A 19,084-nucleotide genomic window follows, 5' to 3' on the forward strand; every position below is an offset into this window, starting at 1 on the left:
CACGCCTCCCATTGAAGCTGACGGTACGTCAGATGTGAAGGGTCAACGGCCCCTGTACTCGGGGGTGGTGCGCTGCACGAAGCTGCGCACGCCCTCCTGCGCGTCCTCGGTCGTCATGTTGATCTCCTGCGCGGACGCCTCCGCCGCGAAGGCGGTGGCGCGGTCGCCGTCGAGCGAGGCGTTGACGAGCTGCTTGGTGAGGGCGAGGGCGCGGGTGGGCCCGGCGGCCAGCCGCGCGGCCCACTCGCGGGCCGTCTTGTCCAGCTCCTCGTCCGGGACGACCCGGTTGACCAGGCCCAGGCGTTCGGCGTCGGCGGCCGCGAGCGCGTCGCCGAAGAACATCAGCTCCTTCGCCCGCTGCGGGCCGACCAGCCGGGGCAGCAGGTAGGCCCCGCCGCCGTCCGGCACCAGGCCCCGCCGTACGAACACCTCGATGAAGCGCGCCGATTCGGCGGCCAGGACGAGGTCGCAGGCGAGCGCGAGATGGGCGCCGAGGCCCGCCGCCGTGCCGTTCACGGCGGCGAGCACCGGCTTCTCGCAGTCGAGGACGGCGGCGACCAGCCGCTGCGCGCCGAGGCGCAGGGTGCGGGCCACGTCGCCCGCGACCCGCTCGCCCGGACCCGCACCGCCCCGCAGGTCCGCCCCCGCGCAGAAGCCGCGGCCCGTGCCGGTGAGGACGACGGCCCGTACCTCGGGGTCGGCCGAGACGTCCGCGAGCAGCCCGATGAGCCGGTCGCGCTGCCCGGGGGTGAGGGCGTTGAGGGCCTCCGGCCTGTTCAGCGTGAGGTACGCGACCTGGTCGACCCTCTCGTGCAGCACCCACGTCCGCTCGCTCACCGGCACACCGCCAGGGCGTCCAGGGCCACGGCTCCCTGCCCCTGGGGCAGCACCATCAGCGGGTTGATGTCGAGCTCGGCGAGGTCGCCCCCGAGCTCCAGCGCCATCCGCTGCACCCGCAGCACCACTTCGACGAGGGCGTCGAGGTCGGCGGGCGGGCGGCCGCGCACCCCGCCGAGCAGGGCCCGCCCGCGCAGGTCGCCGAGCATGTCCCGGGCCTGGTCCTCGCCGAAGGGCGGCACGCGGACGGCGACGTCCTGGAGGACCTCGACCAGCACCCCGCCGAGCCCGACCGTGACCGTCGGCCCGAACAGCTCGTCGTGCGTCACGCCGACGACCATCTCCACGCCCCGCTCGACCATCTGGCAGACGAGGACGCCGTCCAGGGACACCTCCTCGTAGCGGGCGATGTCCGTCAACTCGCGGTAGGCGTCGCGCACCTGGCTCGCGGAGGTGAGCCCGACCTTCACCAGCCCCAGCTCGGTCTTGTGGGCGATCTGCGCGCCGGACGCCTTCATCACCACCGGGTAGCCGACCAGGCTCGCCGCGCGGACGGCCGCCGCCGCGCTGGTCACCAGCTGCTCGCGCGGGACCCGGATGCCGTACGCCCGCAGCAGCTGCTTCGCCGCGTGCTCGCTGAGCTGCCGGCCCGGGCACATCAGCGCCTGCGCCTTGCGGAACGAGGGCGAGGTGGTGCGGGGGGCCTCGTCGAAGGGGGAGCGGTAGCCGGTGACGAAGCGGTGATGGTCGAGGTAGGCGCGCACCGCGGTGATGCAGTTCGCGACGGTGCGGAAGGTGGCGACCCGGGAGGAGCCCAGCAGGACCTCCCGGTAGGCGGGTTCGGTGCCGACGGGGGATCCCCACACCACGCAGACCAGCTTGTCCGTGCGCTCGGCCGCGTCCACCAGGTCCCGCACCAGACGGTCGCTGAGCGGCGGGAACGGGCCGGTGATCGGGCAGATCAGGACCCCCACCTCGGGGTCGTCGAGGATCGCGTCGATGATCTTCCGGCCGCGTTCGTCGCCGACCGGGTGCCCGCCGTTGTCGACCGGGTTGGCCACGCTCAGGTACTCGGGTATCCACCGGTGCAGCTCGGTCTGCTTGCTCTCGGACAGCTCCGGCAGCCGCAGGCCCGCCTCGGTGGCCAGGTCGGCGAAGTGGGCGCCGGTGCCGCCGGAGATGGAGTAGACGACGACGCCCTCGGCGCGCGGCGGCCGGGCGCGCGCCAGCAGGGCGGCGGTGTCCTGGAGTTCGTCCAGCCCGTCCACCCGGATCACCCCGAACTGCCGCATCGCCGCGTCCACCACGGTGTCCGCGCCGGTCAGCTTGCCGGTGTGGGAGGCGGCGGTGCGGGCTCCGGTCTCGGTGCGGCCCACCTTGACGGCGACGACGGGCACCTTGCGCCGGGCGGCCCGGTCGGCCGCGAGCAGGAACGAGCGGCCGTCCTTCAGCCCCTCCACGTAGCAGGCGATGGCGCCGACCTCGGGCCGCTCGGCGAAGTAGGAGATGAAGTCGGCGGTCTCCAGGTCGGCCTCGTTGCCGGTGGGCGCCCAGTGGGAGAGGCGGATGCCGAGCTCCTGGAGGGAGAAGACGGGGCGGCCCTGGTGCCCGGACTGGGTGATCAGCGCGATGGCGGGTCCGTCGAGGTCGTCCCGGAAGCGCTCGAAGGCGTTGAGGTTGGTGTTGGGGCCCAGCAGCCGCATCCCGGAGCGGGCCACGGCGGAGGCGAGCCGCTCCTGCGCGGCCGCGCCCTCGGCACCCGTCTCGGCGAACCCCGAGGCGAAGACGACCGCGAACTTCGCCTTGGCCTCGGCCAGTTCGCCGAGCACGGCGAAGGGGTCGGCGAGCAGCAGGACGGCGAGGTCGACCTGCTCGGGCAGCTCGGCGACCGAGGGGGAGCAGGGGATGCCGAAGACGGACGGGCGGGTGGGGTGCACGGGGTGCAGCCGCGCCCCGACCCGCTCCGCCCACGCCACCAGCTGGCGGGTGATGCCGGTGTTGGGCCGCCCCTCGGTGTCCGAGGCGCCGATCACGGCGACGGACTCGGGGCGGAAGAACCGGTCCAGGTCGGGTACGTCGGCGTACAGCGGCCGCCCGCCGACGTCGAGGTCGTCGACGTCCGCGGGCCGGCCGTGGACGGCGGGTCCGGGTTGCTCGCCGCAGGCGATCACCCGGGCCCGGCGGGAGTCGGTGGTGAGGGTGCCGTGGGTTGATCCAAGCATCGGTCCGCCCGCTCCTGTGTGACAGCAATAACTGACGCACTGTCAGATTACTGAACTGACGCCCAGTCAGGAACGGGTCGGGTCGCAAATGGTTGCGGCCCGCTACAACTCCGCCAGCACTTCCCTCGCCACCCGCTCGCCCGAACGCACCGCTCCGTCCATGAATCCGTTCCAGTGGGTGGAGGTCTCGGTGCCCGCCCAGTGGATGCCGCCGAACGGCTTGCGCAGGCCGGCGCCGTACTGCGTGAGTACGCCCGGGGGCGCGTAGGCGACCGGGCCGCCGCGGGAGAAGCCCTCGTTGTCCCAGCGCTGGAGGACGAAGGCGGTCGGCGACTTGGCCTTGTCGCCGAAGTAGCCGGCGTAGTCCTTCAGGACGGCGGCCTTGACCTCGTCGGTGCTCGCGGCGTCGTAGGCGCGCATCTCGTCGGCCTCGATGAAGCCCATCAGGGCGCCGTAGGAGGCGTCCGGCGGGGAGTTGTCGAAGGTCGAGCGGACCACGCCGGAGTCGCTGACGACCTGGCCGTTGAGGCCGTCGGCCCGCCAGAAGGGGCTGTCGTAGACGGCGATCGCCTTGCCGATGGAGCCCATCGGCAGACGCTGGCTCAACTGGTCGCGGGCGGCCGGGAGCAGCGGGTCGTAGGAGATGCGGGCCGCGAGCGGCGGCGGTACGGCGACGACCACCTTCTTCGCGGTCACCGTGATGCCGTCGGCCGTGACGAGGTACGAGCCGCCGGACTGCTTGACGGAGCGCACCGGTGCGCTCAGCACCACGCGGTCGCCGAGGGTGGCGGCCAGCTTGATCGGCACCTGCTGGGAGCCGCCGACGAAGCGGGACTCCTGGGCGCCGCCTGCGGTGTCGGTCAGGCGCTCCAGGGTGCCGGTGTTCGACTCGTTGCCGGCCGCGGCGATGTAGAAGAGCACGAAGAGCAGGGAGAGTTCGCTGGGCTGCGCCGAGAAGATCGACGTACAGGCCACGTCCAGCAGGAACTTGGCCGACGGGACGATCGCGTTGGCGTTCAGCCAGCTCTCGAAGGTCTGCTTGTCCCACTCGGCCGCCTTCGGCGCCGTCCAGGGCGCGTCCAGCGGGATCTGCTTGGCCATGTCGTCCAGGGACGCCTGCACGATCGCGGCGTTGGCGAGGCCCGCCGCGTCGATCGGCGGCACCGAGCCGAGGATGCCGTCGGTGGCGTACGGGGTCCTCCTGCCGTCCTTGTAGAGGAGGTTCTTGCCGGTGTTGTAGGTGGTGAAGGTCGCCACGCCGAGCGAGTCCGCGAGCGCCTTGATGCGGTCCTGGGTGGGGCCGATGAACTCCCCGCCGCCCTCGGTGTAACCGCCGCCCGGCAGCGGCAGGTTGACGACGCGGCCGCCGACGCGGTCGCGGGCCTCCAGGACGGCCACCGTCCTACCGCCGGCCACCAGGTCGCGGGCGGCCGTCAGGCCGGCGAGCCCGCCGCCGACGATCGCGACGTCCACGGTCCGCGAGGCGGCCGCGGCCGCGGGGCCCGCGGCGGTGCCGGTGAGGGTGGCGGCCCCGGCAGCGGCGGCGGCGCCGCCGAGCAGGGAACGCCGGGTCAGGGGACGGGGGTTGTGCTGTCTTTCGCGTGCCACGTGCATCCTCCGTGTGGAGAGAGTGTGGTGCCAGAAAGTGAGCAGTGTTCAGATTCTGGCCCCGTGAGGCGGCACGCTTCAACGCTCCCGTCACATCCGGCTCATGGGCAACGGGAGCGCCGAGGAGGGAAGTTGAGGATTCCTACGTCATCCGGGCAGCGGGTTCCCGGGTCATCCGGGCAGACGGGAGAGGGTGTCCCCGCTCTTCTTCACGACGGCCTTCGCGATCTTCTCGGCGTCCATGGCCACCTCGCGGAGCGTGCCGCTGATGGGCGTGGTGAAGCCGGTGAAGTACAGCCCGGGGGCCTGCTGCGCGGCGCGGGCGCCGTGCGGCACGGGTCTGCCTCTCTCGTCGAGGACGCCGAGATGGCCGACGAGGCCCTCCAGCGCGCGGGCGTACCCGGTGGCGGCGACGACGGCGTCCGGTGCGACGCGGGTGCCGTCGGCGAGGACGACCTTGCCGCCCTCGAAGCTGTCGACGGCGGCCACGACCTCGACCTTCCCGGAGCGCACGGCGTCGATCAGGCCGACGTCCTGCACCGGGATCGCCCCCTCCTTGACCCGGGTGTAGAGGCCGGTGTCCGGGCGGGGCAGCCCCTTCTCCGCGAGGTCGGGCACACTCAGCTTCGCCAGCGGCCGGGCCAGCCGGTCCACCACTTTGGTCGGCAGCCGCCGCACCAGCACGCCCGTGTACTGGGCGGCCCACCCGGCGGTGGACCGCCGCACGATGTGCGGAGCCGTCCGCACCGACAGCCGCACCCGCGAGGCGCCGCCTTCCACCAGGTCGACGGCGATCTCGGCGCCGGTGTTGCCGGCCCCGACCACGAGGACGTCCCGCCCGGCGTACGGCGTGGCGTTGCGGTACTCGCCGGCGTGCACGAAGTCGCCCTTGTAGGTGTCGCGTCCGGCCCAGTCCGGGACGTAGGGCGTGTGGTTGTAGCCGGTGGCCACGACCACGGCGGCGCCGGTGAGCGCGCGCCCGCCGGTCGCGTGCAGCAGCCAGCCGGTGCCGTCGGGGGAGCGCTCGACGCGGGAGACCTCGACGCCGGTGACGATCTCCAGCGCGTGCGCCTCGGCGTACTTCTCCAGGTAGCGCACCATGTCGTCCCGGGCCACCCAGCGCCCGAAGCGGCGCGGCATGGGCAGCCCCGGCAGGGCCGACAGGCGGCGGGTGGTGTGCAGGTGGAGCCGGTCGTAGTGGCGCCGCCAGGCCGCGCCCACGCGGTCGGACTTCTCCAGCACGACGGCGCGTATGCCCCGGACCCGCAGCGTGTGCGCCACGGACAGTCCTGCCGGGCCGCCGCCGATGATGTAGACGGGTCGGTCCGTGGGGGTTGGGGACGGTATGGAGTCGGCCATGAGCGCGAGCGTAATCACGCACCGGGTTGATGGGTCTCGGTCAAGCCCGGAATTGGTTTCGGATTGATCACGGGTGTAGGAGGACTGGGTGGGGCTTGTGACGTAGGCCACCTGGTTGTGGTGGTACGGCGCGCGGCCCCACCCTCCCCATGCCTACTTCCCGGCCCCGGCCCGGTGGCCCGTCACCCGGCCGATCCAGGTGATGAAGTCGCCCGGGTCGGTGTTGGCGCCGTGGCCCTGGTCCCAGTAGTAGAGGTGGTCCACCTCGTCGCCGAGGTCGTCCAGGCGGGCCGCGAGGTTCGCGGAGATCACGTGCGAGGTGTCCGAGTCGCTGGTGCCCAGGCGGATCCACCAGTGCTTGGAGCGGCGGCCGTTGACCTTCTCCACCAGGTGGTACATGGGGTTCATCAGGCGCAGCTTCTCGGGGATGTCGGCCGCCACCCGCCGGGTGGCGAGCCCGGTGGTGTCGTTCTTCGCGCCGTACGCCGTGAAGTGCCGGTTCTCGGTGGCGCCGGCGCCGAACTCGTTGTTCTCCCCGGCCGACAGGTCGAAGGCGTCGAAGGCCGGGACGGTCTTCTTGCGGGCGCCGACGTGGGTGAGGAAGTCCTCCCAGGTGAAGCTGGCCTTGCCGTTCTTCCAGGTGATGAAGGTGTTCTCGGCCAGATACGTCGTGCGGTCCGCGTCGGACAGGGCGGCGAGGTACGTCGTCGCCGACGGCCGCAGGTACTGCTCGACCAGGTACGCGTCGTAATTGCGGGCGGTCAGCGGGCCGAAGCCGTTCAGGCCGCGCAGCCGCAACCCCGCCTGGTACTCGGCGAACCGGGACGTGAGCTCCTTGGAGACCGTCCGGTCGACCTGCTTGCCCGTGCTCAGCGCGCTGGTGCCCCAGTTCCACTCGTAGGCGCCGTCGGCGTGCTCCAGGTCGGTGATGGGGCACCAGGCGCCGACCGCGAAGATCGCGTCGGAGGCGTCGGCCGCGCCCAGCTCCTTCAGGTACTTCTCGTAGATCGGGCTGTCGCCGGACGCGCCGAGCAGCGTGGACAGCGCGCCGCCCGCGCTGGTCCCGGCGGAGACGATCCGGTCCACGTCGCCGGGGATGCGGCCCCGGTTGTGCCGGATGTAGCGCACCGCCGCCTTCAGGTCGACGATCACGGCCGGGGCGGTGCCGTAGTACGTGCCGGAGGAGTCCTTGAGGGTGCGGCCGCGGGCGCCCGGCTCGATGACGACGTAGCCGGCGGCCAGCGCCAGGAGCTGGTTGGAGGCGGTGGCGCCGCCGGTGGCGTTGGTGTTGCCGTTCGCGCCCGGCGCGGACGCCGAGGCGCTCGGCGCGGCGCTCCCGCCGGGAGCGCCGCCGCCGGACATGCCCCCGGCGCCGACCCCGGTGGCGTCCGCGACGGAGGAGGGCATGTAGCCGCCGATGGAGTTCGCCAGCAGGATCGGCGCGTTCGCCGGGTCGACCGTCTCGCCGTCGATCTCGACCGGGGCGCTGACGATCAGCGACTGGTACCTCGCGTCCACCGGGTCGGCGACGTAGGTGATCGCCTTCCAGAAGTGGTACGTCACCTGGTGCTCGTCGCCGCCGGTGTCCGTGACGGTCGTCGTCAGCGCGGTGCAGGCGTCGGGGTCGAAGGCCAGCGGGTCCGCCGGGGACGACGAGGTGCCGGACGCCTGCGCGTCGAGTGCCACACCGCCGACGGCGGCGACGCCTGCGGTGGCGGCGATGCCCGTCACCACGGTCCTGCGCTTGACTGCCCTGTGCTTCACGGTGCGACTCCCTCGGGGTTATCGGCTGTCGGCTGCGAAGGTAGGGCGGCTGCGAACAAAATTGCCAACAATCCGCGGGTATCCACGGTGGATGCACAGCTTCACAGCCGGTGCACAGCCGTACGGCCGGCGCACGGGGTTCCGGGATCGGAGTATCTGACGTACCGTCAGATTCATGGACTCGATCTGGCTCAGTGGCGCTGAGTGGCTGGCCGTGCTGCGCATAGGCCTTGGGCTGTGGTGGCTGGAGAGCTGGCGGCACAAGGACCGCAAGGCCTGGTTCGAGCGCGGCACCGGCATCACGTGGGCGGCGTCGGTGGCGGCCAAGCACCGCTGGAACGCCGTACGGTCCGGCTTCGAGGTCATGGTGGCGCCGCGGCCCCGGACCATGGCGTACGTGGTGGTCTACGCGGAGCTGGCCATCGGCCTCGGGCTGGTCGCCGGGTTCCTGACCCCGGTCGCGCTGGTGGGCGGACTGCTCCTGAACGTCCTCTACTTCACGCTGATGATTCACGAGGTCGCCGAGCAGGGGCAGAACTCGATGATGGCCCTGATGTCGGTGGTCGCGCTGTTCGCGATGTCGTGGCAGAGCTGGTCGCTGGACAGTGCCCTGGGGCTCTTCGGATGAGCGCGCCCCGCTTCGACGTGCCGGAGGCCGACGCCTTCACGCGGACGTACTGGGACGCGGCGGCCGAGGGCCGGCTGCTGATCCGCCGGTGCGGCGCGTGCGGGCGGGCGCACCACTACCCGCGGGAGTTCTGCCCCTTCTGCTGGAGCGAGGACGTCGCGTGGGAGCCGGCGAGCGGCCGGGCCGTGCTCTACACCTGGTCCGTCGTGCACCGCAACGACCTGCCGCCCTTCGGGGAGCGGACCCCGTACGTCGCCGCCGTCGTCGACCTCGCGGAGGGGCCGCGGATGATGACGGAGGTCGTCGGGGCGGGCGGGAGCACGCTGCGGGCGGGGATGGAGCTGGAGGTCGCGTTCCGGGAGGGGACACCGGTCTTCCGCCCGCGCGGCTGACGCGGACAATGCCGGTGCGCCGGACGGCCGCAGGGGTTTCAATGGGCCGGTGGCCTCCACCGACGAACACCTCACCGCCGCCCTGCCCGAACTGCTCGGCCCCGGCATCCGGCTGCGCGGGTGGGACGCGGAGTCCGACGCGGACGTCGCGGCCTGGCTGCGCGGGACCACCGACCCCGAGTTCCGGCGCTGGAACACCCCGCACCGGCCGATCACCGACGCGGTCGGCGCCCGGGACTCGCTGTGCGCCAAGACGCGGCTGACGGCGGAGGGGAGCGCGGCGTCGTTCTGCGTCGTCGACGCCGCGAGCGGGGCGGTCCTGGGCCACGTCGGCATCAACGCCATCGACCCCGTCCAGCGCGTGGCCCGCGTCGGCTACTGGGTGCTCCCCGAGGCCCGCGGACGCGGCGTCGCCGTGCACGCCCTGGCCGCGGCCTCCCGCTGGGCGCTGACCGAACTGGCGCTGCACCGGCTCGAACTCGGCCACGCGCTCGGCCACGAGATCTCGTGCCGGGTGGCCGAGCGGTGCGGCTACCGCTACGAAGGGACCCTGCGCGGCGCGATGTTCGAGGCGGGCCGCTGCGACACCTTCCGGGACGTCCATCTGCACGGCCGGCTGGCGACCGATCCGGAGCCGGAGATCCCGTAGCGGGGGCCGCGGAAAAACCGGAAGGCGCCCGGGGCCGCCGCACGGGATCATGAGGCATGCGGCCCGACGACTGGTATCTCATCGACGACCTGCACGCATTCCTCGCCCGCGCCGGGGAGTTCCTGCGTTCCCGGCCGGACCTGCACACCGTCCCGCTGACGGTGACCGAGGGGCTGCGCACGCGCGGGCCCGGCGTGTACGGCGACGAGCCGCCCTACTTCGGCGTGCTGGAGCGCGCGGGCACGGTCCGGGCGGCCTACTTCCGTACCCCGCCCCACCCCCTCCAGGTCACGCCCCTCACGCCCGGGGACGCCGAGGCGCTCGCCGTGCACCTGGCCGGCACGGGCCGCCCGCTGCCGGGCGTCTCCGGCGAGAGCGGGACGGCCGGAGCGCTGGCCCGGGCCTGGGAGCGGCACACGGGCGAGACCGCGCGGCCGGGCGAGCGCTCCCGGCTGTACCGCCTGGAGGCGCTGACCGTCCCCCAGCCGTGGCCCGCGGGACGGGCGAGGGTCGCCGGGGAAGCCGACCGGGAACAACTGATGCGCTGGTACGACGAGTTCAAGGAGGCGGTCGGCGGCGGCGCGCCCCAGCGCGCGGAGAGCTGGGCCGACGCGCGCATTGCCTCGGGCGGACTGACGCTCTGGGAGGACGGCGACGGCACCCCGCTGTCCATGGCCGGCACCACGCCGATGATCGCCGGCCAGGTGCGCGTGGCTCCCGTGTACACCCCGGCCCCGCTGCGCGGCCGGGGCTACGCCGGCGCGGTCACCGCCGAGGTGAGCCGGGCCGCGCGGGCGGCGGGGGCCCAGGAGGTCCTGCTCTTCGCGGACCTCGCCAACCCGACGAGCAACGCGCTGTACCAGCGGATCGGTTACCGGCCGGTGACGGACTTCGCGGGGTACGCCTTCACGGCCTGAGCCCTACGGCCACAGCAGCTCGCGCGCCCAAACTCCCGGCTCACGGCGGTAGTTCAGCCGTACGTGCCGCCGCCGCTCGTCGCCCTGGAAGAACTCCACGGTGTCCGGGCGCAGGCGGTACAGGGTCCAGGTCGGGACCGGTGCGTCCGGCTCCCGCCGGGCCTGCTCCCAGGCCGACTGCGAGGTGTGCGCCAACTCCTCCAGGGAGCCGAGGACTTCGCTCTGGCGGCCGGTCAGCGCGGCGGCCAGGGCGCCGGTCGAGCGGGCGTGCAGATCGCCCTGGGACTCCTGCGCCGGCGCGGCGGTGACCGGGCCGCGCAGCCGGACCTGGCGGCCCAGCACCGGCCAGTAGAAGGCGAGGGCGGCGTGCGGGCGGGCGGCCAGCTGCGCGCCCTTGTGGCTGGTCGCGTGGGTGGCGAACGACCAGCCGGCCTCGTCCGCGCCGTGCAGCATCACGATCCGCACGTCCGGCAGGCCGGCCGCGTCCGACGTGGCCAGCGACATCGTGTGCGGCTCCGGCTGGCCGGCCGCGACCGCCTCGGCGAACCAGGTGGTGAACAGGGGCAGCGGCGCGGCGGGGGCGGCCGCGGGGTCGAAGGGCGGCAGCTCCGTCACCTCCGGGTCCCACACCCGAAGCGACCTCAGCAGTTCGTGCAGATCCGTTCCCATGCCCCGATTGTCACGTGCGGGGCGGCTCAGACGGTGCCCAGGTCCGACGACACCCAGCGCTCGGGCCGCATCCGGACGACGACCTGCTCGCCGTGGTTCTTCCAGGCGAAGTCCACGTAGCCGTCGACCTTGCCGGCCGGAAGGTAGCGCGCCGACATCTCCCTGAGCTGCTCGACGGTGGCGGGCTCGGTCGCCGTCACCGGGCCCTCCACGGACACGTAGCGGATGGTGGGCTCCAGCCGGTCGACCATGAGGCAGAAGCGGCCCGCGGCGGCGATCAGCTCGTTCTTGCGGGACCCCTTGCCCGTCATGATCCACACCTCGCCGCCGGGCGCGTACTGGTACCAGATCGGCACGGTCAGCGGGGCGCGTCCCTCGCCCGCGTCCACCGCCAGGGCGGCGATGTGCGGCTCGGCGAGAAACGTCTCGCGCTCTTCGCGGTTCAGGGCCATGTCGGTTCCTCCATACGCCGAAGGTGTCTGCGCAGTACGTTGATCCCGGGGCCGGCGGAGTTCTGCGAGGGAGGGGCGGTGCGACGGGTGCGGCGGTCACGGCACTTCGCGGGCGCGGCCCTCGCCGTCGTCCTGCTGCTGCTCGGTGCCCTCACCGCCTGTGCCGGCGACGGGAAGGCGTTCTCCCTCTCCGCACCCGAGATCTTCTACGCTCCGGCGAACGGCGGCAAGAAGGTCTTCCCCCTGCGTGTCGACGGCCCCGGTCCCTACACCCCGGGTGCCCGGCGGCTGACCGTGGACGTCGAGGCGGGCTCGGAGCGCGCCGTGCGGCTGCGCGACGACAGCCGGGACTGCCGGGGGAGCGCCACCCACGTCGTCTGCGAGGGTCCGGCCGCGCACCTCATCGGCCTCACCACCGACGCGTTCGCCCCGCTCGCGGCGAAGGGCAGCAAGCCCGGTGACACCGGGTATCTCCGGCTCACGTACGTCATGACGGACGGCGGGAAACTCACCGCGCGCACCCGGGTGATCGTGGGGGAGCCGTCGCTGGAACTGCTGACCCCCGCCCCGGACAAGGGAGTTCGCCCTGGCGCCGTGGTGACGTACCCGGTGGTTGTCCGCAACGCCGGGGACGTGCCCGTGCGGGGGCTGGCGCTCGTCGTCGACGCCGGAGACCTCGCGTTCGTGCAGCGCTACGCCAACTGCCGGTATCCGGACCTGCAGCACGGCAGCCAGGCGGTGTGCAGCTTCCCGGACGTGCGCATCGCGCCGGGACGGAGCGTCACCGTCCGGCCCGGTCTGCGCCTGCGCGCCTCCGCCACGACGATGTACGGCTCCTTCCACCGCCTGGTCTGGCCGCTGAAGGCGGGGCCGGGCCCGAACCAGAGCTTCTCCCGGGGAGGCGAGCACGGGGACGGGCCGGCCCTGCGGGCCGAGGCGGCGAAGACGCCCTCCGGCACGTTCACCGAGGCGGGCGACTTCGTGAGCGTCCTGCTCGCCGCCGGCGCCGACTACGAGGTCTCCGGCGCCGACCTGCACGGCGACCCGGGCGACACCCGCAAGGTCCGCCTCACCGTCCGCAACAACGGCCCCGGCAACCCCGGCTACTCCACCCGGCTCGTCTTCGTCCCACCGCCCGGCACCGCGGTCCTCAAGGAGCCGATGACGGAGATCGACGACGGCGACTTCGAGCCCTACTGCGACAACGACGGATTCACGTACACCTGTGACGTCGAGGGCCTGCAACCGGGCGCGTCCCGCACCTTCGAGTTCACCCTGCGCCTGGGCGACCCGGCGACCGGCAGCGTGCGTCTGGAGGACACGGGGTCCGGCCCCTCCGCCTCGCCCGCCCCCGGGGGCACGTCGGGGCGGCACGATCCCGACGCGAGCAACGACGAGGCGTCCGTGGACGTCGGCGGCTGACCGCCGGCGCCGCGGGCTCTCACCGCCCCAGCACCACCGTCCCGGACGAGCAGAACCAGCCGCCCGTGCCGGACGCCACCCCCAGCCGCGGCAACGCGCCGTCGCGGGCCCGCACCTGGCGCGCCCCCGCCTCTCCGCGCAGCTGCCGCACCGCCTCCACCAGCAGGAACAGGCCGCGCATCCCGGGGTGCTGGGCCGACAGCCCGCCCCCGTCCGTGTTCACCGGCAGCTCCCCGCCCTCGACCCGCAGCCGCCCCTTCTCCACGAACGCCCCGCCCTCGCCCTTCGCGCAGAACCCCAGGTCCTCCAGCGTCACCAGCGTCATGTAGGTGAAGGCGTCGTAGAGCTGCGCGAAGTCCATCTCGGCGGGGCGCACCCCCGCCCGCTCGAAGGCCAGCCGGCCGCTCACCGCCGCCGGGGACACCGTGAAGTCCCGCCACTCCGACATCGCGGCGTGCGAGACGTGCTCGCCGGTGCCGAGCACCCAGACGGGGGCGGTGCGGCAGTCCCGTACGTACTCCTCGGCCGCGAGCAGCACGGCCGCCCCGCCGTCGGAGCGGACGCAGCAGTGCAGCTTGGTGAAGGGGTCGGCGATCACCGGGCCGGCGAGCACGTCGTCGACGGTGACCGGGTCGCGGAACATGGCCTCCGGGTTGAGGGCGGCGTTCGCCCGCGCCTGCACGGCCACCTCCGCCAACTGCTCGATGGTCGTGCCGTGTTCGATCATGTGGCGGCGGGCGGCCATCGCGTACTTGGCGATCAGCGTGTGCCCGTACGGCACCTCGAACTGGAGCGGGCCGCGGGCGCCGAAGGACAGGTTCCCGGTGCGCCGGCCCGCCCTGACGTCCGCGCGGGCCGTGGAGCCGTAGACCAGGAGCACGGCGTTCGCGTGCCCCGCCGCTATCGCGTCCGCCGCGTGCGCCGCCATCACCTCCCAGGTGGAGCCGCCGACGGAGGTGGAGTCGACCCAGGTGGGGCGCAGGCCCAGATACTCGGCCACCTCGACGGGGGCCAGCGTGCCGAGCCCGGCCGAGGCGAAGCCGTCCACCGCCTCGCGGCCGAGCCCCGCGTCGGCCAGCGCCCGGCGGGCCGCCTGGGCGTGCAGGGCGTACGGCGTCGCCTCGTCCACCCGCCCGCAGTCCGAGAGGGCCACCCCGACCACGGCGACGTTCCGGCTCCCGCGACTCATGAACGGCCTCCTGCCCCTGGGCATATCGCTCCGGCCCTCCTAATATGACGGACCGTCAGATCCGTAGGGAAGAGGGGGAAGGCCATGGACGCCGGCTTCACCGCGGAGCAGGAGGAGATCCGCCGCGCCCTGCGTGAACTGCTGCACAGGCGCTGCGGACCCGAGGCGCTGCGCGCCGCCCTCGACACCCCGGCCGGACACGACCCGGAGCTGTGGACGGCGCTGGCCGACGGCCTCGGGCTGCCCGGACTCGCCCTCCCGGAGGCGTACGGCGGTGTCGGCTGCTCGGTGACCGAACTCGCCCTGGCGGCGGAGGAGACCGGCCGCGCGCTCGCCCCCTCCCCCTTCCTCGCCACCGCCGTCCTCGCCGCGCCCCTGGTCCTCGCCCTCGGCACCGACGCCCAACGGGCCGCCCTGCTGCCCCGGTTGGCCTCGGGCGCCCTCACCGCCACGCTCGCCGTCCCCGGCGCCGCGCTCGCCACCGCCCTCGCCCTGAGCGGCGACAACGGCGGGGAGTGGGCGGGCGGCGGTCGGGCCGGCGGAGTGCAGGCCCGCCGCGCGGGCGAGGGGTGGCGGCTGTACGGGCAGGCCGAGCAGGTGCTCGACGGGCACAGCGCGGGCCTGCTGCTGGTCGCCGCGCACACCGGGGGCTTCGCCCGCTCGCGGACCCTGCTCTTCCTGGTGCCGGGGGACGCGGACGGCGTCGTACGGACACGGCGGACCGCACTGGACGCCACCCGGTCCCAGGCGCGTGTCCAACTGCGCGACGTGGAGGCCGAGTTGCTGGGGGAGGACGGCGCCGACGTGCTGGGTGCGCTCGCCCGGGCCGGGGACTCGGCCGCCGCCGTCCTCGCCTGCGAGGCGGTCGGGGCGGCCGACCGGGCGCTGGAGCGGACCGTGGAGTACGTGCGGCAGCGGGAGCAGTTCGGGCGGGCGATCGGGTCCTTCCAGGCGGTCAAGCACCGGCTGGCCGACGTCTACGTAGGGGTGCAGGCGGCGCGGTCGGCCGCCTACTACGCGGCCTGGGCGACCGCGCACGACGAACGGGTGGGCGGACTCGCCCTCGCACAGGCTCTGGAGGCGCTGCGCACCGCGGCCGCCGAGGGCATCCAGCTGCACGGCGGCATCGGGTTCACCTGGGAGCACGAGGCCCACCTGTCCTTCAAGCGGGCCGCCGGCGACGACCTGCTCTTCGGCCCGGTGCACCGGCTGCGGGCGCACGCCGCGGACGCGGCGCGGCTCTTCGAGGGCCGGGAGGTGACGGTGTGATCGGCGAGCGGGCGGTGCAGAAGATCTCCTCGACGCGCGGCTTCGCGAAGGTCGCCCCGCATGTCGTGCCGGTCCTCGACCGCGCCGTCCACCGGCTCACCCGCGGCAGGGTCCTGCTCAGTGCCCGGATGCTCCCGGGCGTCATCCTCACGTCCACGGGCGCCCGAAGCGGGCTGGCCCGCCGTACGCCTCTGGCGTGCATGCCCGAGGACGGCGGCCGCAGCTGGATCCTCGTCGGCTCCAACTTCGGCCGCACGGACCACCCGTCCTGGACCCACAACCTGCTCGCCCACCCCGACGCCGAGATCGACTGGAAGGGCACGAGCATCCCGGTGCGGGCCCGGCTGCTCCAGGGGGAGGAGCGTGCGGAGGTGTGGCGGACCGCGCTCACCTTCTGGCCGCCGTACGCCACCTACCAGCAGCGGGTGGAGCGGGAGATACGGCTGTTCCGCATCTCCCGCCGGTGAGTGGGGTCAGTGGGACGAGACCTGGGTGCAGGCGACGTCGTACTGGGACACTGACATGGGGTTGTTGGAGTTCTGGGGCTGTTCGCCGGCGTACTTGGTGCCGGCGGTCCCGTCCGGGTTGAAGGCGGATCCGGGAGCTGACGCCGAGTGGCCCGGTCGAGCGGTCTGGTCCTCGCAGGACTGGTTCGGCTGGCCCGCGAAGGCCGGGGCGGCGGCGAAGGCGGCGGTTCCCGCCATCAGGGCCACCGCGGCCACCGCGGGGGCGGCACGCTGCAGGAGGTTCATGACTGCCTCTCCTTTCGTGAGGCATGCAGGCGTATCTCCCCATACCTACGTAGACCGGATGCCTTGTGTTCAGAGAGTCGCCAGCCGCTGCACCAGCAGCAGCGCGCCGATTCCGAGCATCGCCGCCCCCGACGTGCGGGTCACCGCGCGGGCCGCGGTCGGGCGGGCGCCCAGGACGACGCGGGCCCCGGTGCCGACCGTGGCGTAGACGGCCGCGCAGCACGCCATGTGGAGCAGGCCGAGGACCGCGGTCTGCAGCGGCACGGAGACGCGCTCGCCGCTCGTGACCAGGAACTGGGGCATCACCGAGAGGTAGAGCAGCAGGCCCTTGGGGTTGAGGCCGCTGATCGCGGCGCCGCGCAGGAAGAGCCCGCCCGAGTGCGCCCCGCCGTCCGCCGCCGGTGCCGCCGGACGGCGCAGCACGCTCCAGCCCAGCCACACCAGGTACCCCGCCCCCGCGACCGTCAGCGCCGTGAGCAGCCCGGGCGAGCTCGCCACCAGGACGGCGAGACCGGCGACCGCGAGCACCGTGTGCACCGCGTACCCGGCGACCAGCCCCGCCACCGCCCGCGCCACCGGCCGGCCGCGGACCCCGGCCGCGATCACATACGCCCAGTCGGCTCCCGGCACACAGACGAGGAGCAGGTCGAGGGTGAGGAAGGAGAGCAGGGTTCCCGAATTCATGAGGGGGACATTAGGCGCGAACAGGCCGAAGGTGTTTCCGAAGTTTGCCCATGATCGCGGGTTCGGTGGAAGAATCTTCTTCATGGACGACGTGGACAGGGAAATCCTTGCCGAGCTGCAGCGGGACGGGCGGCTGACCGTGACCGAACTGGCCGGACGGGTGCGCCTCAGCGTCTCGCCGTGCCACCGGCGGCTGCGCGAGCTGGAGCGGTCCGGGGCGATCAGCGGGTACCGGGCCGTGGTGGATCCGGCCGCCGTGGGCCTGACCTTCGAGGCGCTGGTCTTCGTCTCCATGCGGCAGGAGGACCGGGAGACGGTCGCCGAGTTCGAGCGGGCGCTCGGCGAGGTGGACGAGGTGGTGGAGGCGCAGCGGCTGTTCGGGGAGCCGGACTATCTGCTGCGGGTCGTCGCCGCCGACCTCGCCGGCTACCAGCGGCTGTACGACGAGCGGCTGGCCACCCTGCCCGGGGTGCAGCGGCTCACCTCCACGCTGGTGATGAAGCACGTGGTCAAGGACCGTCCGCTGCCCGCACAGCACAACAGGCGGTGATCCACGGAACGGTCCGTGAACCACCGCCTGCCAGACAGGACTTGAGGGGCCTGGATACTGGAAAAAGGGGCCTGCTACTTCGTCGGCTTCTTGCCGGTCACGCCCAGGTGCACCAACAGCGCCAGATTCGGCTTGAGTTCGGCCTGCTTGACGCCCCAGGTCTGGAAGCCCTTCTGGTGCGAGGCGACGGCCGCGAGCATCGCGACCAGTGAACCGGCCACCGCGGCCGGGTTCACGTCCTTGTCGACGCGCCCCTTGGACTGGAGTTCGGCGACCGAATCCGCCAGGGAGTTGTTCACGGAGTTCAGGATCTTCATGCGGATCTTGTAGAACCGCTTGTCGCCCTCGGCCGCACCGAGGTCGACCACGCGCAGGATCGCGTCGTTCTTGCGCCAGAACTCCAGGAAACCGTCGACGAGTTCCTGCGCGGTCTGCCAGCCGGCCTTGCCGACCCACGACCGGCCCTCGAGCAGCTCGGTCAACCCGGCTCCCTCGGTGGCCATTTGTTCGGCGATCTCCAGGACGGCGCCTTCGACGTCCGGGAAGTACTGGTAGAAGGTGGCGGGCGAAGTGCCCGCCTTCCGGGCGACATCGATGACTTTGACGTCCCGGTAGGGGGAGGAGCTGAGCATCTCGCTGAGGCAGTCGAGCAGCTTCTGCCGGGTCGCCTGCCCACGCCGGCCGGCCACGCGGCCGTCGACGGTACGCACTTGTCCTGTCATGTCGTCAGCTTACCGAGGGGTGATCGGAGCGCGATTCGGCCGACTGCAAATGGGGTGCATGAGGAGGCAGGGGCGGGTGCGCCTGGTCTGCGGGCCGAGTGGGCCGCCGTTACTTTGGCGCTATGGCCGAAAACAGGGCAGCCGCGTACACGGAGGGCGTCCCGTGCTGGGTGGACGCACAGCTATCCGACGTGGAGGCGGGCAGGCGGTTCTACGGTGAGCTCTTCGGGTGGACCTTCGAGGACCGGCCCGAGGTGCCCGGCTCCTGCTGGGCCCGGCACGAGGGGGAGGCGGTGGCCGGGCTCGCGCGCAAGACGGACGGGCGGCTGCCGACGGTGTGGACGGTGTACTTCGCGACGCCGGACGCCGAGGGGCTGGCCGACCGGATCCACGCCGCCGGCGGCCAGGTCGTCACGGCGCCCATGCCGCTGGCGGACCTGGGCACGGCCGCGCTGGTCACCGATCCGGAGGGCGCCGTCTTCGGCCTCTGGGAACCGGCCGGCCATCCGGGCTTCGGCCGGCGGCACGAGACCGGCACCTTCGTCTGGGCGGAGCTGTACGCCCGCGACACCGAGGCCGCCAACGTCTTCTACGGCGAGCTCTTCCACGAGGCCCTGTTCGGGCCGGACGCCGAGCCCGACTTCGGCCGGGCGCCCGTCTCGGAGGTCTTCCCCGCCGAGATGCCGCCGCACTTCCTGGTCCACTTCGGCGTCGACGACTGCGAGGCCGTTCTCGGTACGGTGAGCCGTCTCGGCGGTCGGATCCAGGCGCCACCATTCGAGACGTCGTACGGAAGGGTGGCCGTCGTCACCGACAATCAGGGTGCGTCGTTCGCCGTACTGGAACGACTGAACCAGACGGAGCGATGAAACGTACCGATTTGGGGTGAGGCATCCCGACTCGACCCCGGGTTCGCAACCAGTGCCCGGGACAGGAAGAATCGGGGTGCGTGCCGCCATGGCGGTGCGGTGGTGAGACGCTGCACGGGGTCGCGTGCAA

20 protein-coding genes are annotated in these 19,084 nt (G+C 73.1%); 9 read left to right on the forward strand and 11 right to left on the reverse strand.

Translation table 11 applies throughout. The features are described 5' to 3' along the window. Window positions 1-42 precede the first annotated feature (42 nt). The 5 genes from ACFU97_RS06545 to ACFU97_RS06565 all read right to left on the reverse strand — a co-directional run bounded on the left by ACFU97_RS06545 (window position 43) and on the right by ACFU97_RS06565 (window position 7,790). Entirely contained in the window at window positions 43-843 is an 801-nt protein-coding gene (locus ACFU97_RS06545; RefSeq protein WP_384251746.1) for an enoyl-CoA hydratase/isomerase family protein, read from the reverse strand. Beyond that, a complete protein-coding gene (locus tag ACFU97_RS06550) occupies window positions 834-3,059 on the reverse strand; it encodes an acetate--CoA ligase family protein (RefSeq protein WP_384251749.1) in 2,226 nt (741 codons plus the stop codon). The genes ACFU97_RS06545 and ACFU97_RS06550 overlap by 10 nt, the downstream gene beginning before the upstream one ends. A 102-nt stretch (window positions 3,060-3,161) precedes the next feature. Next, entirely contained in the window at window positions 3,162-4,667 is a 1,506-nt protein-coding gene (locus ACFU97_RS06555) for a flavin monoamine oxidase family protein (RefSeq protein ID WP_384251752.1), read from the reverse strand. A gap of 171 nt (window positions 4,668-4,838) precedes the next feature. Next, window positions 4,839-6,026, reverse strand: a complete 1,188-nt coding sequence (locus tag ACFU97_RS06560; protein ID WP_384251755.1) for a flavin-containing monooxygenase — start codon at window positions 6,024-6,026, stop codon at window positions 4,839-4,841. Window positions 6,027-6,179: 153 nt separating this feature from the next. Further along, entirely contained in the window at window positions 6,180-7,790 is a 1,611-nt protein-coding gene (locus ACFU97_RS06565; RefSeq protein ID WP_384251758.1) for a subtype B tannase, read from the reverse strand. Window positions 7,791-7,965: 175 nt separating this feature from the next. Between ACFU97_RS06565 and ACFU97_RS06570 the strand changes: the two genes are divergently transcribed. The 4 genes from ACFU97_RS06570 to ACFU97_RS06585 are packed head-to-tail and all read left to right on the forward strand — an operon-like array spanning window position 7,966 to window position 10,376. Next, window positions 7,966-8,418, forward strand: a complete 453-nt coding sequence (locus tag ACFU97_RS06570) for a DoxX family protein (protein WP_384251761.1) — start codon at window positions 7,966-7,968, stop codon at window positions 8,416-8,418. Next, window positions 8,415-8,810 carry a Zn-ribbon domain-containing OB-fold protein gene (locus ACFU97_RS06575; protein WP_384251765.1) on the forward strand — a complete coding sequence of 132 codons (396 nt, stop codon included), beginning with the start codon at window positions 8,415-8,417 and terminating at the stop codon, window positions 8,808-8,810. The genes ACFU97_RS06570 and ACFU97_RS06575 overlap by 4 nt, the downstream gene beginning before the upstream one ends. A gap of 49 nt (window positions 8,811-8,859) precedes the next feature. Further along, window positions 8,860-9,459: a GNAT family N-acetyltransferase gene (locus ACFU97_RS06580; protein WP_384251768.1), complete on the forward strand. Its 600-nt coding sequence runs from the start codon at window positions 8,860-8,862 to the stop codon at window positions 9,457-9,459. A 56-nt stretch (window positions 9,460-9,515) separates the two neighbouring features. Further along, the gene (locus ACFU97_RS06585) at window positions 9,516-10,376 is read left to right on the forward strand and encodes a GNAT family N-acetyltransferase (RefSeq protein ID WP_384251771.1); all 861 of its coding nucleotides are present in this window, start codon (window positions 9,516-9,518) and stop codon (window positions 10,374-10,376) included. A gap of 3 nt (window positions 10,377-10,379) precedes the next feature. Here the strand turns inward: ACFU97_RS06585 and ACFU97_RS06590 are convergent, their stop codons facing one another. Then, window positions 10,380-11,045, reverse strand: coding sequence for a pyridoxal 5'-phosphate synthase (locus ACFU97_RS06590; protein ID WP_384251774.1), 666 nt, complete (start codon window positions 11,043-11,045; stop codon window positions 10,380-10,382). A 26-nt stretch (window positions 11,046-11,071) separates the two neighbouring features. Next, entirely contained in the window at window positions 11,072-11,497 is a 426-nt protein-coding gene (locus ACFU97_RS06595) for a pyridoxamine 5'-phosphate oxidase family protein (RefSeq protein WP_384251777.1), read from the reverse strand. Between the two features lie 78 nt (window positions 11,498-11,575). Between ACFU97_RS06595 and ACFU97_RS06600 the strand changes: the two genes are divergently transcribed. Beyond that, window positions 11,576-12,919 (forward strand): hypothetical protein, encoded by a 1,344-nt coding sequence (locus tag ACFU97_RS06600; protein WP_384251780.1) that lies wholly within the window; start codon window positions 11,576-11,578, stop codon window positions 12,917-12,919. Between the two features lie 19 nt (window positions 12,920-12,938). On the opposite strand, the gene ACFU97_RS06605 is transcribed toward ACFU97_RS06600, so the two are convergent. After that, window positions 12,939-14,108 carry an acetyl-CoA acetyltransferase gene (locus ACFU97_RS06605; protein WP_384251782.1) on the reverse strand — a complete coding sequence of 390 codons (1,170 nt, stop codon included), beginning with the start codon at window positions 14,106-14,108 and terminating at the stop codon, window positions 12,939-12,941. 84 nt (window positions 14,109-14,192) lie between these two features. Here ACFU97_RS06605 and ACFU97_RS06610 point away from each other — a divergent pair, with 84 nt between their 5' ends. Next, window positions 14,193-15,377 (forward strand): acyl-CoA dehydrogenase family protein, encoded by a 1,185-nt coding sequence (locus tag ACFU97_RS06610; protein ID WP_384251785.1) that lies wholly within the window; start codon window positions 14,193-14,195, stop codon window positions 15,375-15,377. Then, a complete protein-coding gene (locus ACFU97_RS06615; RefSeq protein ID WP_384251788.1) occupies window positions 15,374-15,844 on the forward strand; it encodes a nitroreductase/quinone reductase family protein in 471 nt (156 codons plus the stop codon). Before ACFU97_RS06610 ends, ACFU97_RS06615 begins: the two co-directional genes overlap by 4 nt. A 6-nt stretch (window positions 15,845-15,850) precedes the next feature. Here ACFU97_RS06615 and ACFU97_RS06620 read toward each other — a convergent pair whose 3' ends face one another. Both ACFU97_RS06620 and ACFU97_RS06625 read right to left on the reverse strand, forming a co-directional pair. Beyond that, window positions 15,851-16,129, reverse strand: a complete 279-nt coding sequence (locus tag ACFU97_RS06620) for a hypothetical protein (protein ID WP_384251791.1) — start codon at window positions 16,127-16,129, stop codon at window positions 15,851-15,853. Between the two features lie 69 nt (window positions 16,130-16,198). Next, window positions 16,199-16,813 (reverse strand): LysE family translocator, encoded by a 615-nt coding sequence (locus ACFU97_RS06625; RefSeq protein ID WP_384251794.1) that lies wholly within the window; start codon window positions 16,811-16,813, stop codon window positions 16,199-16,201. An 82-nt stretch (window positions 16,814-16,895) separates the two neighbouring features. Between ACFU97_RS06625 and ACFU97_RS06630 the strand changes: the two genes are divergently transcribed. Beyond that, entirely contained in the window at window positions 16,896-17,363 is a 468-nt protein-coding gene (locus ACFU97_RS06630) for an Lrp/AsnC family transcriptional regulator (RefSeq protein WP_384251797.1), read from the forward strand. Window positions 17,364-17,437: 74 nt separating this feature from the next. Here ACFU97_RS06630 and ACFU97_RS06635 read toward each other — a convergent pair whose 3' ends face one another. After that, window positions 17,438-18,073 (reverse strand): TetR family transcriptional regulator, encoded by a 636-nt coding sequence (locus ACFU97_RS06635; RefSeq protein ID WP_037783139.1) that lies wholly within the window; start codon window positions 18,071-18,073, stop codon window positions 17,438-17,440. Window positions 18,074-18,207: 134 nt separating this feature from the next. Here ACFU97_RS06635 and ACFU97_RS06640 point away from each other — a divergent pair, with 134 nt between their 5' ends. Beyond that, window positions 18,208-18,954 (forward strand): VOC family protein, encoded by a 747-nt coding sequence (locus ACFU97_RS06640; RefSeq protein WP_384251800.1) that lies wholly within the window; start codon window positions 18,208-18,210, stop codon window positions 18,952-18,954. Window positions 18,955-19,084 lie beyond the last annotated feature (130 nt).

It is taken from the genome of Streptomyces sp. NPDC057616 (assembly GCF_042800575.1).
Taxonomy (GTDB): Bacteria; Actinomycetota; Actinomycetes; order Streptomycetales; family Streptomycetaceae; genus Streptomyces.

Coding starts and splice junctions, on each gene's coding strand:
- ACFU97_RS06610 (WP_384251785.1), top strand. CDS start 14,193: ATGGACGCCGGCTTCACCGCGGAGCAGGAGGAGATCCGCCGCGCCCTG.
- ACFU97_RS06625 (WP_384251794.1), bottom strand. CDS start 16,813: ATGAATTCGGGAACCCTGCTCTCCTTCCTCACCCTCGACCTGCTCCTC.
- ACFU97_RS06560 (WP_384251755.1), bottom strand. CDS start 6,026: ATGGCCGACTCCATACCGTCCCCAACCCCCACGGACCGACCCGTCTAC.
- ACFU97_RS06590 (WP_384251774.1), bottom strand. CDS start 11,045: ATGGGAACGGATCTGCACGAACTGCTGAGGTCGCTTCGGGTGTGGGAC.
- ACFU97_RS06595 (WP_384251777.1), bottom strand. CDS start 11,497: ATGGCCCTGAACCGCGAAGAGCGCGAGACGTTTCTCGCCGAGCCGCAC.
- ACFU97_RS06620 (WP_384251791.1), bottom strand. CDS start 16,129: ATGAACCTCCTGCAGCGTGCCGCCCCCGCGGTGGCCGCGGTGGCCCTG.
- ACFU97_RS06630 (WP_384251797.1), top strand. CDS start 16,896: ATGGACGACGTGGACAGGGAAATCCTTGCCGAGCTGCAGCGGGACGGG.
- ACFU97_RS06585 (WP_384251771.1), top strand. CDS start 9,516: ATGCGGCCCGACGACTGGTATCTCATCGACGACCTGCACGCATTCCTC.
- ACFU97_RS06550 (WP_384251749.1), bottom strand. CDS start 3,059: ATGCTTGGATCAACCCACGGCACCCTCACCACCGACTCCCGCCGGGCC.
- ACFU97_RS06570 (WP_384251761.1), top strand. CDS start 7,966: ATGGACTCGATCTGGCTCAGTGGCGCTGAGTGGCTGGCCGTGCTGCGC.
- ACFU97_RS06640 (WP_384251800.1), top strand. CDS start 18,208: ATGGCCGAAAACAGGGCAGCCGCGTACACGGAGGGCGTCCCGTGCTGG.
- ACFU97_RS06605 (WP_384251782.1), bottom strand. CDS start 14,108: ATGAGTCGCGGGAGCCGGAACGTCGCCGTGGTCGGGGTGGCCCTCTCG.
- ACFU97_RS06575 (WP_384251765.1), top strand. CDS start 8,415: ATGAGCGCGCCCCGCTTCGACGTGCCGGAGGCCGACGCCTTCACGCGG.